Origin of the sequence: Streptomyces qinglanensis, from assembly GCF_900111245.1 — a bacterium.
GTDB lineage: Bacteria > Actinomycetota > Actinomycetes > Streptomycetales > Streptomycetaceae > Streptomyces > Streptomyces qinglanensis.
This window is the reverse complement of record NZ_FOGO01000004.1, coordinates 51,770-66,713: the sequence shown is the minus strand read 5'-3', so window position 1 is coordinate 66,713 and position 14,944 is coordinate 51,770. Positions and strand designations below refer to the sequence as shown.

General features: G+C 73.5%; 12 protein-coding genes. 5 read left to right on the top strand and 7 right to left on the bottom strand.

Annotation, left to right across the window (positions count from 1 at the left end):
* Position 1: 1 nt before the first annotated feature.
* From BMX65_RS10115 to yhfZ, 6 genes are all read right to left on the bottom strand, one after another.
* Positions 2–1,366, bottom strand: a complete 1,365-nt coding sequence (locus BMX65_RS10115; RefSeq protein ID WP_420856805.1) for an aminotransferase class V-fold PLP-dependent enzyme — start codon at positions 1,364–1,366, stop codon at positions 2–4.
* A 1-nt stretch (position 1,367) separates the two neighbouring features.
* Entirely contained in the window at positions 1,368–2,366 is a 999-nt protein-coding gene (locus tag BMX65_RS10110; RefSeq protein ID WP_074999879.1) for a phosphotriesterase family protein, read from the bottom strand.
* A 96-nt stretch (positions 2,367–2,462) separates the two neighbouring features.
* Positions 2,463–3,821: a YhfT family protein gene (locus BMX65_RS10105; RefSeq protein WP_074999878.1), complete on the bottom strand. Its 1,359-nt coding sequence runs from the start codon at positions 3,819–3,821 to the stop codon at positions 2,463–2,465.
* Positions 3,822–3,874: 53 nt separating this feature from the next.
* The gene (locus BMX65_RS10100; protein ID WP_074999877.1) at positions 3,875–4,228 is read right to left on the bottom strand and encodes a DUF2620 domain-containing protein; all 354 of its coding nucleotides are present in this window, start codon (positions 4,226–4,228) and stop codon (positions 3,875–3,877) included.
* Positions 4,229–4,418: 190 nt separating this feature from the next.
* Positions 4,419–4,793: a PRD domain-containing protein gene (locus BMX65_RS10095; protein WP_074999876.1), complete on the bottom strand. Its 375-nt coding sequence runs from the start codon at positions 4,791–4,793 to the stop codon at positions 4,419–4,421.
* Between the two features lie 105 nt (positions 4,794–4,898).
* Positions 4,899–5,843, bottom strand: coding sequence for a GntR family transcriptional regulator YhfZ (yhfZ, locus tag BMX65_RS10090; protein WP_074999875.1), 945 nt, complete (start codon positions 5,841–5,843; stop codon positions 4,899–4,901).
* 191 nt (positions 5,844–6,034) lie between these two features.
* Here yhfZ and BMX65_RS10085 point away from each other — a divergent pair, with 191 nt between their 5' ends.
* The 4 genes from BMX65_RS10085 to BMX65_RS10070 all read left to right on the top strand — a co-directional run bounded on the left by BMX65_RS10085 (position 6,035) and on the right by BMX65_RS10070 (position 13,515).
* Positions 6,035–8,842: a SpoIIE family protein phosphatase gene (locus BMX65_RS10085; protein ID WP_074999874.1), complete on the top strand. Its 2,808-nt coding sequence runs from the start codon at positions 6,035–6,037 to the stop codon at positions 8,840–8,842.
* Between the two features lie 80 nt (positions 8,843–8,922).
* A complete protein-coding gene (locus tag BMX65_RS10080; protein ID WP_079171805.1) occupies positions 8,923–10,716 on the top strand; it encodes a PucR family transcriptional regulator in 1,794 nt (597 codons plus the stop codon).
* 554 nt (positions 10,717–11,270) lie between these two features.
* Complete coding sequence (locus BMX65_RS10075) at positions 11,271–12,623, top strand: type III PLP-dependent enzyme domain-containing protein (RefSeq protein WP_074999873.1); 1,353 nt, start codon at positions 11,271–11,273, stop codon at positions 12,621–12,623.
* A gap of 73 nt (positions 12,624–12,696) precedes the next feature.
* Positions 12,697–13,515, top strand: coding sequence for a DUF1266 domain-containing protein (locus BMX65_RS10070; RefSeq protein WP_074999872.1), 819 nt, complete (start codon positions 12,697–12,699; stop codon positions 13,513–13,515).
* Between the two features lie 29 nt (positions 13,516–13,544).
* On the opposite strand, the gene BMX65_RS10065 is transcribed toward BMX65_RS10070, so the two are convergent.
* On the bottom strand, positions 13,545–14,447 hold the full coding sequence (locus BMX65_RS10065) for a LysR family transcriptional regulator (RefSeq protein ID WP_074999871.1): 903 nt from the start codon (positions 14,445–14,447) through the stop codon (positions 13,545–13,547).
* Between the two features lie 69 nt (positions 14,448–14,516).
* Here BMX65_RS10065 and BMX65_RS10060 point away from each other — a divergent pair, with 69 nt between their 5' ends.
* Positions 14,517–14,861, top strand: coding sequence for a nuclear transport factor 2 family protein (locus tag BMX65_RS10060; protein WP_074999870.1), 345 nt, complete (start codon positions 14,517–14,519; stop codon positions 14,859–14,861).
* Positions 14,862–14,944 lie beyond the last annotated feature (83 nt).

Here is a 14,944-nt window from a genome sequence, read left to right as displayed (position 1 = left end):
GTCAGTCCTTTGCGCGGTGCTGCGGTACGTCGTGCGGGGCTGCGGGCGCGGGGCGCCGGGGCGCCTCGGGTGCGGGGTCGTGACCGGGCGGTTCGGGCGCGGGGTGGTGTCCGGGCGCTGCGGACCCGGGGTGGTGTCCGGGCGGTTCGGGCGCGGAGGGCTCGCCGCCGATCACCGCCAGGGAGCGGCGCAGGATGTCCAGGACGAGGTCGGCACCGGCGCGCATCGGATTGACGCGGACCACCCAGTCGGCCAGCTCCGGCGCGTCGTCCAGGGCAGAGCTGGACATCCGGTAGAAGAGCGGCGCGATCTCGTACCGGGAGTTGGAGCCCACCGGGTAGGGCGCCGCGCCGAACCGGGCGGCCACCTCGGGCAGCCGCCGCGCCACGGGCGTGTCGAGCTGCACGAGCAGGCATCTGTCCTGCGCGTTGGCGAGGCGCACGTCGGCGACGCCGGGCACTTCGCCGGCCGCGAGGCGCTCGGCGACCTCGGCGCCCACCCGGGACTGCAGGGCCCACATCACCGGCACGTGGGTGAGGGCGCGCAGCGCATCGAGCGCCTGGTGGCCCTGGACCTGGCCGCCACCGGAGTAGTTGTCGGCGTGCACGCGGGCGATCAGGTCGGCGGCGCCGACGACGGCGCCGACGCCCTCCGGGCCGTGCAGCTTGAACAGCGAGAAGCAGGAGGCGTCCGCGCCGAGTTCGACCCCGGAGGCGGGCACCCGGAAGACGGCGTAGTTGTCGTCGGTGAGGGTGCGGACACCGGCCTGCCTGCAGGCGGCGAGGACCTCGCCGGGATCGTAGGAGTCGGCCAGCCGCTGGCGGGTGTGCTGCACGTACGCCCAGCGGAAGCGGCCTGAGGCCAGCACGGTCCGCAGCGCGTCGAGGTCGTTGAAGTCGGCTTCGACGGTCTCGACCCCGAGCCCGCGCAGCGTCACGGCGGTGGTGCGGTAGACGGGGGCCCGGTGGACGAGCAGCGGTTCGCCCGGGCCGACGGCGGCGACGAGCGCGGCGCGGATGGCACCGGTGCCCGCGCCCTGCACGAGCGCGGCGTCCTCCGCGCCGAAGTACGCGGCCAGCACTGCCTCGACGCGCGCGGTGGTCCGCGGGCGGCCGAGCTCGGGCACCACCCCGGCGTCGGTGGCGAACAGCTCCGGCCCGGCGAAGTGCGCGGCAGTGGCCTCCAGCAGCCGGAACTGGTGCCCGGCCGCCTCCTCCACCGGGACGGTGTCCAGCGGGAAGGTGCGGGGCAGCGGCGGGGGCACCGGCCTCGAGCCGTTCGCATCCGGCGCATCCGGCGCATCCGGCGCGTTGGACCCGTCGGACCAGTCGGACCAGTCGGACCCGTTCGAGGGGGTGGCAGCCATCTCAGATCTCCTCCGGGCTCGCACCGGTCAGAAAGCGCAGCGGGTTGCGCCGGGTCAGCACATCGATCAGTTCGTCGTCCACGCCTGCGGCGCGCAGGGCGGGCAGGAAGGAGTGGAACAGGTGCCCGTAGCCCGTACCGCCCTCGCTGCGCAGATAGGCGTGGCGGGAGATGTCGCAGCTCAGCAGCGCCCGCTCGGCGTGCCCGGCCTCCAGGAACGCGAGGAGCAGCCGCAGCCGCTCCTGGTCGCTCTGGTAGCTGTCCTTGCCGACGGTGTCGAACGCGATGTACGCGCCGGCCTCGGCGAGCCGCCGGTGCACGGCGGGGGCGGTGAGCAGGTCCTGGTGCCCCACGCAGATCCGGTGCGGGGCGAGGCCCGCGCCGGTCAGCAGGTCGAGCTGGGCGAGCCCGCCGTGGCCGAGCTGGGCGTGGGTGGCCACCGACAGGCCGGTGGCGACGGCCGTGTGTGCGGCGGCCCGCAGCACGCGGGCCTCGGGTTCACTGGGAACCTCGCCGTGGCTGCCCACCTCGCCGAGCACCCCCGGACGGATCCCGGTGGGAGCGCCGTCGGGGCCTGCCATCCCGTCCCGGACCTCCGCCGTCAGGGTGGCGGCGAGCTGTTCCACGGAGGCCCCGGCCAGGTCGGCGGCCGGGTGGAACGGCTCGTAGTACCAGCCGGTCGCGGCGACGACGGCGACGCCGCTGTCCTGTCCTATCCGGGCGAGGGCGGCCGGATCGCGGCCCATGCCCCGGCAGGTCAGCTCGATGACGAGGGAGAGGCCGTACTCCTCGCGCAGCGCGGCCAGTTCCCGGCCGACGGCCGGGCCGTGCCGCTGCGCGTCGAGGACGGCGGCACCGTCGTTCCGGCGGTCCAGGTCGAGGACCAGGTGCTCGTGGGCGAGGACGGGACCGCCGACGGCTGCCGCCGCCAGCGGCCCGGCGACCGTGTGCACCTGCGGCTCGGTGCGACGGTGCGGGTGGGGGGTGGAGCTCGCGCTCATCGGTGGGCCTTCCTGGTGGCGGTGCTGCCTCGGGGGCTGCTCGTGCGGATCCAGCCGGATCGCGGGCCCCGGGCAGGACGCCCCGGTCGGGACGGATCAGCCCTTGAGAGGGGTGAACAGGTCGAGCCAGTGGAGGACGTTGAGCAGGACGCCGCCGATGATGACCGCGGTGGGCGCCGCCGCCATCCGGACGACGGGGCGGCCCATCGCCTCGTTGAGCAGGTAGAGCCCGCCCACGACGAGGATGCCGAGTCCGCCGCCCATCGCGTTGGCCGCCATCAGGGAGCCGAAGAGGATGGCCAGATGGAGGCTGTCGGTGATGGCGTTGCGCAGATGCTCGGAGGAGTCCCGGACGCTGGGGAGCTTGCCGAGGACCTTGCCGATGGAGGAGAGCGCCAGGACCTCGAGGGCGAAGACGGCCGCTCCGACCACCGCCGCCAGCACCGGGTTCGGCATCAGATAGCCGATCGGGTAGACCAGCGTGAATCCGGCGATGCCGTAGGCGCCCGAGGCGAGCGCCGTCGTCGCGATCAGCGGGACGAAGCCGAAAACGCGGTAGAAGTCGACCTGTGCGGCCTCGGAGAACTGGCCCTTGGCTATGAGGAAGCTGGTGGCCTCGCCGCCGCCGAATATGTGCATCTGGGCGAGGACGCAGACTCCCGCGCCCAGGACCATGAACAGCGGCAGGTAGCGGCGCAGCCGGGTGGCGCTGGCGCTGAAGAGGGAGGCCATCGGATCGTCGTCGGGCGCCTCCTCGGAGACGGCGCCCGAGGCGGCGGCGGCCTGGCGGTCCGCCTTGCGCTGCACCAGGTCCCTGCGGACGGCGAGGCCGATCAGCAGGAGGACCCCGATTGCCATGGCGAGCGCGCCCGCGAAGATGTCGGGCCACAGCTTCATCGTCATCACGACGAGGGCCAGTTCCACCGCACCGGCCGCCGCGCCCCACGCGCGGCCGAACTGCTTGGTGATGGCCAGCACCGGGAAGAGCGTGAAGAGGAAGAGGATCGGCGTCGACATCTGCTGCATGGCCGTCAGGAAGTCGACGGGAAGGTCGTGCGCCACCTCGTTGGCGCCGTCGAGTCCGAAGACGACCACCGCGCCCCATCCGGCGCCCAGCAGCGGTGCCAGCCACTTCTTCGGGGCGAGCAGGCCCAGGATGTCGGTGGGCAGGAAGAGCAGCCAGGGGTTCAGGACGCCGGAGGAGAGCGCCATCGGCGCGCCGAGCCCGAAGATGAAGCCTGCGGAGAGCCCGAAGGAGACCGCGGTGGTGGCCGAGCGGGTGGTCCGGCCGTGGATGAAGTCCAGCATGAACGGGCGCACTCCGTCGTTGAAGACGGCCAGCGCCATGTGCGAGATGAACGCGGTCAGCGCGCACAGCAGGATCACGGTCAACTGCTGCGGCAGCGAGAAGTCCAGTCCGGCGTCTGCGGCCAGGGGGAGGCCGGTGGTGCTCATCGTTCTCACGGGGTTCGCTCCTTCACGCCCGGGGTGTCTGCGCCTGGACCCGGTCAGGCACGCGCGAGGGCGCGGGCGAGCAGGGGGGCGATGGTCTCGATCTGGTCCATGGAGAAGCCGAAGACCTTCTTGCCGTCGGCGAGCAGTGCCGCCACCTCGTCCTCGGTGGGGACCGTGCGGCCGAAGGTGTGGCAGGCGGGCTGGCCGAGCAGCCCCACGAGTACGCCGAGGGAGGCTCCGGCCCCGGTGTGGCAGGTGCCGAGGTAGTAGTCGGCCTGCCCGGAGCGCAGCTTCATGGCGGCGTCCATGTCGCTGGAGACCACGACCTCGACATCCTCCAGGTCGAGGGCGCGGACGGCGTTCGCCACTTCGGTCTTGCCGACTCCGCCGGTGAGGATCTTCGTCATGAGTGGTGCCTCTCGTCTGTGCCGGGCGGGACCCGGCGGCGGGTCCCGATGGTGCGTCGTGGGTGCGTGGGAGGGGTGTTTCGGGTGCGTCCCGGTGGTGCCGGGGGCGGTTGGGTCCGTGGGTGCCGTGTCTCCGGGGTCTCCGGGGTCTCCGGGGTCTCCGGGGTCTCCGGGGTCTCCGGGGCGAGGGTCAGGGAGACACCCGCTGGGCGAGCACGGCCAGGTGCATGGCCAGGAAGTTGATTTCGGAACCGGGCAGCGAGGCTCCCAGTTCGGTCTCGGCGCGGGTGGCGACGCGGCGGGCGCGGGAGACGGCCGCCGGGTGATCGGCCAGTTCCGCCGCGACCTGCGCGTCGGTCTGGAACTCCTCGACGGGCTCGCCGTCGAGCAACCGGGTGAGGGCCATCATCAGATGGCTCGTCAGCATGCCCGCGGTCTCCTCGGTGACCGGAGCGCCCTCGTCGGCGAGCGCGGACAGCTCCGCCGTCACGAAGTCGGCCACTTCGGGGCGGACCCGGCCACCGTCACGGAAGAGCTGGATACGGAGTGCGAGTTGGTCGTCCACGGACTTCTCCTCGACGGGCGACAGAAATCGGGATTCTGGATTCTCGGGACCGGCCGGGCCCCGTCACAGAACGGACGGGGCGGTCGGCCGGGCGCTGCCGGGACGTCAGTACGAAGGCATCCGGTCTCCTCGTACGACCGCGGACTGCAGCTTCGTCACCCGTTCGGTGTCGATGGCGTCCCGTATGGCGTGCAGCGCGGCCACGCTCTCGGCTCTGCCGATGACCGCCGCGCTGGAGTTGCGCAGCGACAGGTCCCGCGCTATCTCGTCGCCGAGCGGCAGCACCTCGATGCCCTCGCCGAGCCGGCCCTGCACCTCGTCCAGGTTCCAGACGGTGGCGTCCGCCTCGTCCTGCACCAGCAGGTCGAGGAGCTGCATGTAGGAGCACTCGATCCACTCGACGTCCGCACGGCCTGCGAACGCGCGTTCGGCGAGCAGCCGCTGGTCCTCCGAGGCGTGGTCCACCGCGACGCGCAGACCGGGCGCGTCCAGCGAGGCTCCCTCGCGCAGCAGCACTCCGTGGGCCCCGACATAGGTGGTCGGGCCGAGATCGACCACCAGCGACAGGTCCTCGGGATACTCCTCGATCAGCCGGTCCGCGGCGTAGCGGGAGAGGACGACCAGGTCGGCCTTGCCCTCCAGCAGCGCCGTCGCCCTGCTGCCCGCTCCGCGCATGAAGGTGATGCCGAAGGGCGTCCCGGCGTCGTCGAAGGCGGCGCGCAGACCGGTCGCCAGGCCCTCGTAGCGGCGGGAGTAGGGCAGCGGCATCGCGGCGAGCAGGGTGCCCAGCCCCGACAGCCGCCACAGGATCGAGCGGTCCGACCGCACGAGGAAGGTGCCCAGATGGCCGCGCGCGGCGGTCTCGATCGCCCCGGCCTCCTCCAGCAGCCGCAGCGCACCCTGAACGGTGCCGTTGCCGCAGCCCAGCTCCTCGGCGAAGTCCCGGACCCGGGGCAGCCGCCGCTCGGGCTCGTACTCCAGCAGGAGGAGCGCGAGCTGGCGGGCCGCCAGGCCGTTGCGGGTCAGGAACCGCTCGTCGTAGTCGTTCACGACGGCACAGTAAACAGAATCCTGGATTCTTGACAAGACCCTCTCCCGGATTCCTCCGGACGCGCCGGGCCCCGCCTTCCGGAGGGAGAGAGCCCGAGTCGACGAAGGCTCACCCTGCGGAGAACTGCTAGAAAAGGGGCATGCGCGGACTTTTCGGGCGCCGATCGACTCGGCGTGGACGGCACCGCCAAGTGCGGTCCGCCTCCGCGCATTCCGCGCGCGGGCCGGGTGCCGAGAGGTCCCCCGCCCGGGACAGGCCCCCCGACCGCCAACCGGCACCGCCCCGCGAACGCCTCTTCCGGCTCCCGTTCGGCCCCCGCACCGTCGCCGGCGAGGTCTTCTTCCTCCAGGTGTCGGTCATCGTGCTGCTGATGGTGGCCGTGGTGGTGGCCTTCGTCCTGCACGCGCGCTGGAGCAGCACCCGCCAGGCCAACAAGCAGTCCCTCGCGGTCGCCACCACTTTCGCGCGCTCCCCGGACGTCCTGGCCGGGCTGGAGAGCAAGGACCCGACCGCGGCGCTCCAGCCGCGCGCCGAAGCGGTCCGCAAGGCGACCAAGGTCTCCTACGTGGTCGTCTGGAAGCCCGACGGCACCCGGGTCACGGCGCCGCAGCGCGACCTGATCGGCAAACGCGTCGCGGGCCCCGTGCAGGACCTCGTCGACAACGCGCGGGAGGGCCGCTCGACCACCAAGACCCTCCAGGCCGCCCCCGGACTGACCGTGAACTCCGCCGTCCCCGTCACCCGGCCGGACGGCACGCTCGCCGGACTGGTCTCCACCGGCGTGACGGTCTCCCGGGTGAACGAGGGCGTGAAGCGGCAACTGCCGGTGCTGCTCATGTCGGCCGCCGGGGCGCTGCTGCTCGCCTCGGGCACCGCCGCGCTGGTCAACCGGCGGCTGCGGCGCCAGACCCACGGCCTGGGTCCCGAGGAGATGACCCGGATGTACGAGCACCATGACGCGGTGCTGCACGCCGTCCGGGAAGGCGTGCTGATCGTCGACGAGACGGGACGGCTGGTCCTGGTCAACAACGAGGCACGGCGGCTGCTGGAGCTGCCCGAGGACGCCGAGGGGCACCCTGTCGACCAGGTCGGTCTGGGCGCGGGCATGCTGGGCCTGCTGACGTCGGGCCGCGCCGCCTCGGACGAGGTGCATCTGGCCAAGGGCCGGCTGCTGGCCGTCAACATCCGCTCCACCCGCAGCGGGGAGGGACCGCCCGGGCGGGTGGCGACGCTGCGGGACACCACCGAGCTGCACGCGCTGGAGGGCCGTGCGGAAGGCGCACGGGAGCGGCTGCGGCTGCTGTACGAGGCCGGAGTGCGGATCGGCAGCACGCTGGATGTGACGCGCACCGCCGAGGAGCTGACCGAGGTGGCCGTCCCCCGGTTCGCCGAGTTCGCCACCGTCGAACTGCTGGACCCGGTGCTGCGCGGCGAGGAGCCCTCCGCCGCGCGCACCGACATGCGCCGTACCGCGATGAGCGGCGTCCGCGACGACGCGCCGCTGCTCCCGGTGGGCGCCGTCGTCCGGACCGTGGAGACGCTGCGCGGCCACGCCGAGGAGGCGGGCGAGCATTCGGTCCTGGAGGCCGACCTGCGGCAGGCCGACGCCTGGCTGGCCCAGCAGCCCGACCACGGTCGGCGTGCGCTGGAGTACGGCATCCGCTCGCTGATCAGCACCCCGCTGCAGGCCCGCGGCGTGCTGCTGGGCAGCGTCGACTTCTGGCGCACCGACCGCAGCGACCCCTACGGCGACGACGACGTGGCCTTCGCCGAGGAGCTGGCCGCACGAGCCGCGGTCAGCATCGACAACGCCCGCCGCTACACCCGCGAGAACGCCATGGCGGTCACTCTGCAGCGCAGCCTGCTCCCCCGCGGACTGCCCGAACAGGACGCCCTGGACGTCGCCTCGCGCTACCGGCCCACCAGGGCAGGGGTGGGCGGCGACTGGTTCGACGTCATCCCGCTGCCCGGCGCCCGGGTGGCGCTGGTGGTGGGCGACGTGGTGGGCCACGGACTGCACGCGGCCGCGACCATGGGCCGGCTGCGCACGGCCGTGCTCAACTTCTCCTCGCTCGACCTGACCCCCGAGGAACTCCTGGCGCACCTGGACGAGCTGGTCGACCGGATCGACCAGGACCAGACCAGCGAGAGCAACGGCGCGACCGTCACCGGAGCCACCTGCCTGTACGCGATCTACGACGCGGTCTCCGGACGCTGCACCGTGGCCCGCGCCGGCCACCCGGGACCCGCGCTGGTCGCGCCCGACGGCACCGTCGACTACCCGGAGGTGCCCGTCGGCCTGCCGCTCGGCCTGGGCGGCGCCCCGTTCGAGACCGCGGAGCTGCACCTGCCGCCCGAGAGTCAGCTCGTCCTGTTCACCGACGGACTGGTGGAGGACCGCGAACGCGACATCGACGACGGCCTCGCCCTGCTGCGCCGCACACTGACCGGCCATCCGGGCAGGTCTCCCGAGGACACCTGCCGCGCTGTGCTCGACACCCTGCTGCCCGCCGAGCCCAGCGACGACATCGCCCTGCTGGTGGCGCGCGCCCAGGTGCTCGACCCCGAACAGGTCGCCCAGTGGGAGGTACCGGCCGACTCCGGCGCCGTGGCACCGCTGCGCGCCCAGGTCAGCCGGAAGCTGGCCGAGTGGGGTCTGGAGGAGGCGTCCTTCACCACCGAACTCATCCTCAGCGAACTGGTCACCAACGCCATCCGCTACGGCAGCGAGCCGATCCGCGTCCGGCTGCTGCACCAGTCCCGTCTCACCTGCGAGGTCTCCGACGGCAGCAGCACCTCGCCGCACATGCGCCGCGCCGCGGCCACCGAGGAGGGCGGCCGCGGTCTGTTCCTGGTGGCGCAGCTCGCCGAACGCTGGGGGACGCGCTACACACCGCACGGCAAGGTGATGTGGACAGAACAGAACCTCCACCCCGAGGAGCACCGCCCCGAGGAAGACGCCGACAGCCTCCTCGACCAGTGGGGCGAGTCCCTGTGACCCCGTGAGAGCCCCCGTGCGGTCCCCGGGCCCGGGAGCCGCCGCTCTGCCGCATCCGGCGGCTGGTCCACACTTGGGCCATGTCCACCACGTCCAGTTCGAGCCCGTCGCACCGACCGGCCGCCCCGGGGACGACAGAGCAGCACCAGGGACACCCCACCCTGGCGAGCCTGCTGGCGACCGCCGCGGGCGAGGCACTGGACCTGCTGGCGGCGCCCCGCGGCAGCCACGTCCCCGTCCACGGGGTGGGCGTCTTCGACGCCGGCGAGACGTTCACCGCGCACGGCCAGGTACTGCTCGCCCCCGGCACCGACGACTCCTCCGACACCGCCCCGCTGGTGCTGCGGTCCGCGGCCCGCGCCGGGGCCGCGGCCGTCGTCGTGCGGCGCGGCGCGGGCGGAGCGGCCCCGCGGCTGCTGGAGGTGGCCGCCGAGACCGGCACGGCACTGCTGACCCGCGCCCCCTGGGTCGAGTGGACCGAGCTGATCGGCATGCTGCGGGCCGGACTGGCGCACGCCGGCGGTCCGCCCGCCGGGGAGTCCTCAACCGACGTGCCGCTCGGCGATCTGCCCGCACTTGCCCGCGCCCTGTCCGCACTGGTGGGCGGCGCCATCACCATCGAGGACCCGGACTCGCGGGTACTGGCCTTCTCGCCCACCGAGCACGGCTCCGACCCGCTGCGCCGCCAGACCATCCTCGGCCAGCAGGTCCCCCGGTGGCGGCTGGCCGAACTGACCGCCAGCGGATTCCTGCGCACCCTGTGGTCGACGGACGAGGTGGTGCACCGCCCCGCGGAGGGGCAGTTCTCCGAGCGGCTGGCCGTCGCGGTGCGCGCCGGGGACGAGGTACTCGGCTCGATCTGGGCCGCCGCCGACGGCAGTCCGCTGCGGGAAGCGGCGCGGCAGGCGCTGCGGGAGGCGGCACGTACCGCGGCCCCGCATCTGCTGCGGCACCGACAGCGCACCCAGTACGCAGCGGCGCACCGCAGACGAGCGGTGCAGGACCTGCTGGAGGGCACCGGCGACGCCGACTCCGCGGCCGCACTCGGGCTCACTGCCGAGACACCCTGCGTCGTCCTGTCCGTCACCACCCGGGGCGCCGTCACCACCCGGGGCGGCCCGCCGCCGACTGCAGACCAGGAAACTGCAGACCAGGAAGGGGAGCCTCCCGACAGCCACGACCGGGCGCTGCGCCTGGCCTCCCTCCAGGCAACGGCACACCAGCCGACCGGACACCCGCTGCGGGACGCCGACCGGCTGGACGTCCTGCTGCCGCTGCCCGACGAGGATCCTCCGGAGGCGGACACAGCCGCCCGGCGACTGGCCCTGCGGCTCGCCGCCGCCGTCCGCGACGCCGGAGCCCTCCCCCTGGTGGCCATCGGTACGCCGCAGCCCGCTCCGGCGCAGGCACCCCGGTCGCGCACATCCGCGCACCTCGTCCTCCACGTGCTGCGGGACCGCAGCACCCGAGCGGCCCCCGGCGGCGCTCCGGAGCCCTTGGAGGTCGCCGACGAGACGGATGTGCGCGCGGCACTGGACGCACTGCGGGCCGTACACGCGGTGGCCGGACTGACACCGCAGGTGGACGGCCCGGTGCGGGAGCTGCTGGCCCACGACGCGCAGCACGGCACCGCGCTGGCACCCACCCTGGCCGCCTACCTCAGCAGGTTCGGCGACGTCCCCGGCACCGCGCGCGAACTGGGTGTCCATCCGAACACCCTGCGCTACCGGCTGCGGCGGCTGCGCACCCGGTTCGGGCTCGACCTCGACGACCCCGACGTGCGCCTGCTGGCCGAACTGGGACTGCGCGCGGCGGGCCGCCGTCCGGCAGCGCCACAGGACGAGCGGGACAAGCGGGACGACCGGTCCTGGTGACCGGCGGCGCGGCGCCGGTCACGGCCGCGATCGCGTTGTGCAGCCGCACCAGACCGTGGGGCGACACATGTGCGCGCGCACCATGCCCGCCGGGGTACCGCGGCCCCGTTGGAGGGTCGTCCACCTGAGCGTCCGGAAGTTCGGCCCCGCCGCCGCAGACAGGGCCGGTGCCCGCGGCGCACAGTGGACGGGTTCTCGGGGCCGCACGGGACTCCTCGGGGCCGCACGAAGCGACGACGGGCCACCGGCACGGTGCGGGCGACCCGGGGCGGCCGGCGCGTACCGGCGTACCGCGTCGGTGCGGGGCACCGGCCACCGGCCCGGCGACGGAGTCACCGGGCCGCCCCGGGGAACCCGACGCCCGAGCCTCCCTGGGGAGCCGTCCCCGGAGAACGAACCACAAGGCCACCCCGGGGGAAGCGGCCCGAAAGCCGGTGCCCGGGGAACCGGCCCGGAAAGCCGGCCCACGGGACCGGCCGCCACCGACCGAACAGAAGGCAGCACCCGCCTCGGGAAGCCGACCCGCGGGGCCGACCACGTGAAGGGAGCCGCAGATGGCGCCGGACGCCGTTGCGCGCAGGCAGGAAGCCGTCCGGGCGGCGGTCCGCGAAGGGCTGCTCGGCGCGGAGACGCCGGTCCTCGCCCTGCTGGACGTCCAGGGCATCCGGGAGACCGCCCGGCAGTTGCACGCCGCGTTCGCCGGCCCCTCCCCCGTGCTGCACACCTTCGCCGTCAAGGCGGCCTCTCTGGTGCCCGTGCTGGAACTGCTGGACGAGGAACAGATCGGCGCCGAGGTGGCGAGCCCGGGAGAGCTGGCGCTCGCTCGGGCCGCGGGCGTCCCGGCCGCCCGGACCGTCCTCGACTCCCCCGCCAAGACCCCGGCGGAGTTGCGGGACGCGCTGGAGACCGGCGTGGCGGTCAACGCCGACAACCCGCAGGAGCTCTCCCGGCTCGACGCCTTGGTGGCCGAGCGCGCCGCGGCGGGGCAGACACCGGGCGCGACGCTGGGCCTGCGAATCAACCCCCAGGTGGGCACGGGTTCCATCGGCGCGATGAGCACCGCGACGGCCACCTCGAAGTTCGGGGTGGCGCTGCGCGACGAGGGAGCCGAGCAGTGGATCGTGGACAGCTTCCTGGCCCGCCCCTGGCTGACCCGGCTGCACTCGCACACCGGGTCGCAGGGCGTGCCGCTGGAGCTGATGGCGGAGTCGGTGCGGGTCGTCTTCGAGCTGGCGGAACGGATCAACCGCGAGGCGGGCCGACAGCAGATCGACACGGTCGACATCGGCGGCGGCCTCCCGGTCAACTTCGCGGGCGACGAGACCGATCCGTCGTTCGACACCTACGCCCGGCTGCTGCGCCGCACCGTGCCGGGTCTGTTCGGCGGGCGGTACACCGTCGTCACCGAGTTCGGCCGCTCGCTGCTGGCCAAGCAGGGCTTCATCGCGGCGCTGGTGGAGTACACCAAGGATTCCGGCGGCCGCCGCATCGCCGTCACCCACGCGGGGGCGCAGGTGGCGACCCGTACGGCGTTCGCCCCCGAGGCGTGGCCGCTACGGGTGGGCGCCTTCGACGCCAAGGGGGCACCCAAGCACACACCCGACCTGGTGCAGGACGTGGCGGGGCCGTGCTGCTTCGCCGGGGACCTGGTGGCCCGCGAGCGTGCGCTGCCCGAACTGGCGCCCGGCGACGTGGTGGCACTGTGGGACACGGGTGCCTACTACTTCTCCACGCCCTTCCAGTACAACAGCCTGCCCCGGCCCGCGGTGCACGGCTTCCGGCGGGACGGCGACGGTGGTACCCGCTTCTCGCTGGTCCGTGCGGCGCAGCGGATCGAGGAGGTCGTGGCGGAGAGCGGCGCCGCCCAGCGCGGGGCGCTCACCGACGGCCCCGCACCCGGCCGCTGAGGCGGACGGCGGCACGGATAGGCTCCCGCACCGTTCCCGGAAACACCGGGTGCGTTCCGCACGGGGGTCGAGTGTGTTCGGTTTTCTCCGCAAGTCGCCGATCTTCCCCTGGGCGGGCGACCGGCTGCGGTCCGCCCGCTCCGGGGGTGAGACGGACGAGGCGGTGCTGCGCGGCCTCGCCTGTGGAGCACATCTGAAGTACGCCAACGGCGACCCGTGGAACACGGTCGCCGACCCGCGCCCGGCGCCCAAGTGGGAGCGCACCCGGCTCAAGTCCATGTGGAACGTCACCGACGCGCACCGGTGGTACGAGATGGTGCAGGAACTGCTGGACGGCCAGATCTCCACCCCGCTGTGGGACATGGCCATGGGAGCCCGCGCCGCGCTCCTCGTCCGGCGGCAGGGCACCCCGGAGGCCGGGCAGCCGGTCTCGGAGCAGGCGTGGAACGACGCACTGGGGCGCTGGCTGGTGGACCGGCTCGGCCCGCACCATCCCGAACTGCGCGACACCTCAGCGGCGCTCCGCGAGAGCGTCAGCCGCATCCTGCGCTACGAGGCCCGCTTCCGCGAGGACGGCCTGCTGCACCGCGACGCCGTCGTACGCCGCACCCTGGCCTGGGACCTGGGCCGGGCCGCCAACATGGCCTGCTGGGGCGTCGACGCGCGCTTCGCACAGCCCGACGAGGCACGCGAGGCGCTCCGGGTCGTGGGCTCCGCCGCGGCGGAGGAGTACGACACCTGGCAGGACTTCTCCCTCGGCTACGTCCTCGGCCGCTGCCTGCACTTCGACGAGGACGCCTTCGGCTCCTGGTACCGCGAGGTCCGCGACTCCCACCGGCTCCTCACCGCCGACCGCAAGAGCCCCTGGACGGCGCTGCCGCTGCGGGGGTGAGGCGGGCGTTCCCAGGGCTCTTGTCGCCGTCACCCTGCGGAACGTGCGGTCTCGCTCGCCGTGCGCACGAACGCGGCAAGCGCACGTGAGCGTGCGCTCTGCGGCCATGCGACCACCAACCGGCTCGGGCTCAGGCCCTGGACAGTGCGGTAGGTGAGCGCGCGGCCGCTGAACCGCCGGGCGACGGACAGCGGGAGGAAGGTGACCGCACGGCCGAGTTCGACCAGGCGCAGCGCCTCGGCCAGGCCACTCACCACGGGCCCTGCGGTCTCGACCGCACAGTGCTCGGACTCCGGATCGCGTCCGCGGTAGTACGCGTCGACCTCGGGGGAGGCTGCGGCCCACCGCGCGACGGGCTCATCCCGCAGGTCCGCCAGGGCAAGGGAATCAGCACCTGCCAGCGGGTGATCGCAAGGCAGCGCTGCCACCCGGTGCTCGCGGACGAGTTCCTCGTGGTCGAGGCCGGCGGCATCGAACGGAACCTGGATCAACGCCGCGTCGGCCCGGCCGTCGCGCAGACGCGGTACCAGCTCGTGGGTGCCGACCAGTGCCAGCTCCACCGGCACGGCTTCCGGGTCTCGTGCGTACGCGTGGAGGCACGGACCGAGCAGTCCGCCGTCCCCGTCCGGTTTGGCCACGACGACCAGCTTCGCCGCGGGTCCGCCGGCACGGCCGACGGCGCGCTCGGCTGCCTCTATCGCGGCCAGCGCGACGGTCGCCCGGCCGTGCAGCACGCTGCCCGCCTCGGTGAGCCGGACCACCCGGGTCGTGCGATCCAGCAGCCGTGCGCCGAGACGCCGTTCCATACCGGCGATCGTCCGGGAGACCACCGACTGCGCCAGCCCGAGCCGCACCGCGGCGGCCCCGAAGTGCAGTTCCTCGGCCACTGCCACGAAGCACCGAAGCTCACGTGTCTCCAGGCCACCATTCATGCTGCGCAAGCATAAATGGCGCCGATATCGCATTTCTGTTTTCCGCCGCGGAGGCGTTGGGTTGGTCACATGACCGATCACAAGAGCGTGTTCCGCGCCTACCTCGATGCGTTCAACAACGGTGACCTGGACGCCTTCGACAAGCTCGTGACCGACGACTACCTCAACCACGACCCGCTGCATCCCCACACGGCACCGGGGCCCGCCGGCCTGAAATCCGTCGTCGCCGAGATGCGGGCCCAGGCGCCGCAGCTCCACTTCGAGGAAGTACACCTGATCGTCGAGCATGACCTGCTCGTCGGGCACCTGCTGGTGCACGGCTTCGGGGAGGCCCCTGTTCGCCAGATCCAGGTCGAACGCTTCGTCGGCGGCCGCATCGCCGAGCACTGGCGCGCGACCGGCAGCGGGAGCTGAGCACGCGAGAGCGTACAGACCCGCGACACCCGGCCACCGCCACCAACGCCCCGTCCCCCGAAACCTGGTGAACGGCCACGACC

What these genes read in the sequence shown, in the direction of transcription:
- BMX65_RS10060 (WP_074999870.1), top strand. Translation starts at nt 14,517, where the DNA reads ATGACCGATCACAAGAGCGTGTTCCGCGCCTACCTCGATGCGTTCAAC.
- BMX65_RS10065 (WP_074999871.1), bottom strand. Translation starts at nt 14,447, where the DNA reads ATGAATGGTGGCCTGGAGACACGTGAGCTTCGGTGCTTCGTGGCAGTG.
- BMX65_RS10080 (WP_079171805.1), top strand. Translation starts at nt 8,923, where the DNA reads ATGTCCACCACGTCCAGTTCGAGCCCGTCGCACCGACCGGCCGCCCCG.
- BMX65_RS10110 (WP_074999879.1), bottom strand. Translation starts at nt 2,366, where the DNA reads ATGAGCGCGAGCTCCACCCCCCACCCGCACCGTCGCACCGAGCCGCAG.
- BMX65_RS10105 (WP_074999878.1), bottom strand. Translation starts at nt 3,821, where the DNA reads ATGAGCACCACCGGCCTCCCCCTGGCCGCAGACGCCGGACTGGACTTC.
- BMX65_RS10115 (WP_420856805.1), bottom strand. Translation starts at nt 1,366, where the DNA reads ATGGCTGCCACCCCCTCGAACGGGTCCGACTGGTCCGACTGGTCCGAC.
- BMX65_RS10075 (WP_074999873.1), top strand. Translation starts at nt 11,271, where the DNA reads ATGGCGCCGGACGCCGTTGCGCGCAGGCAGGAAGCCGTCCGGGCGGCG.
- BMX65_RS10100 (WP_074999877.1), bottom strand. Translation starts at nt 4,228, where the DNA reads ATGACGAAGATCCTCACCGGCGGAGTCGGCAAGACCGAAGTGGCGAAC.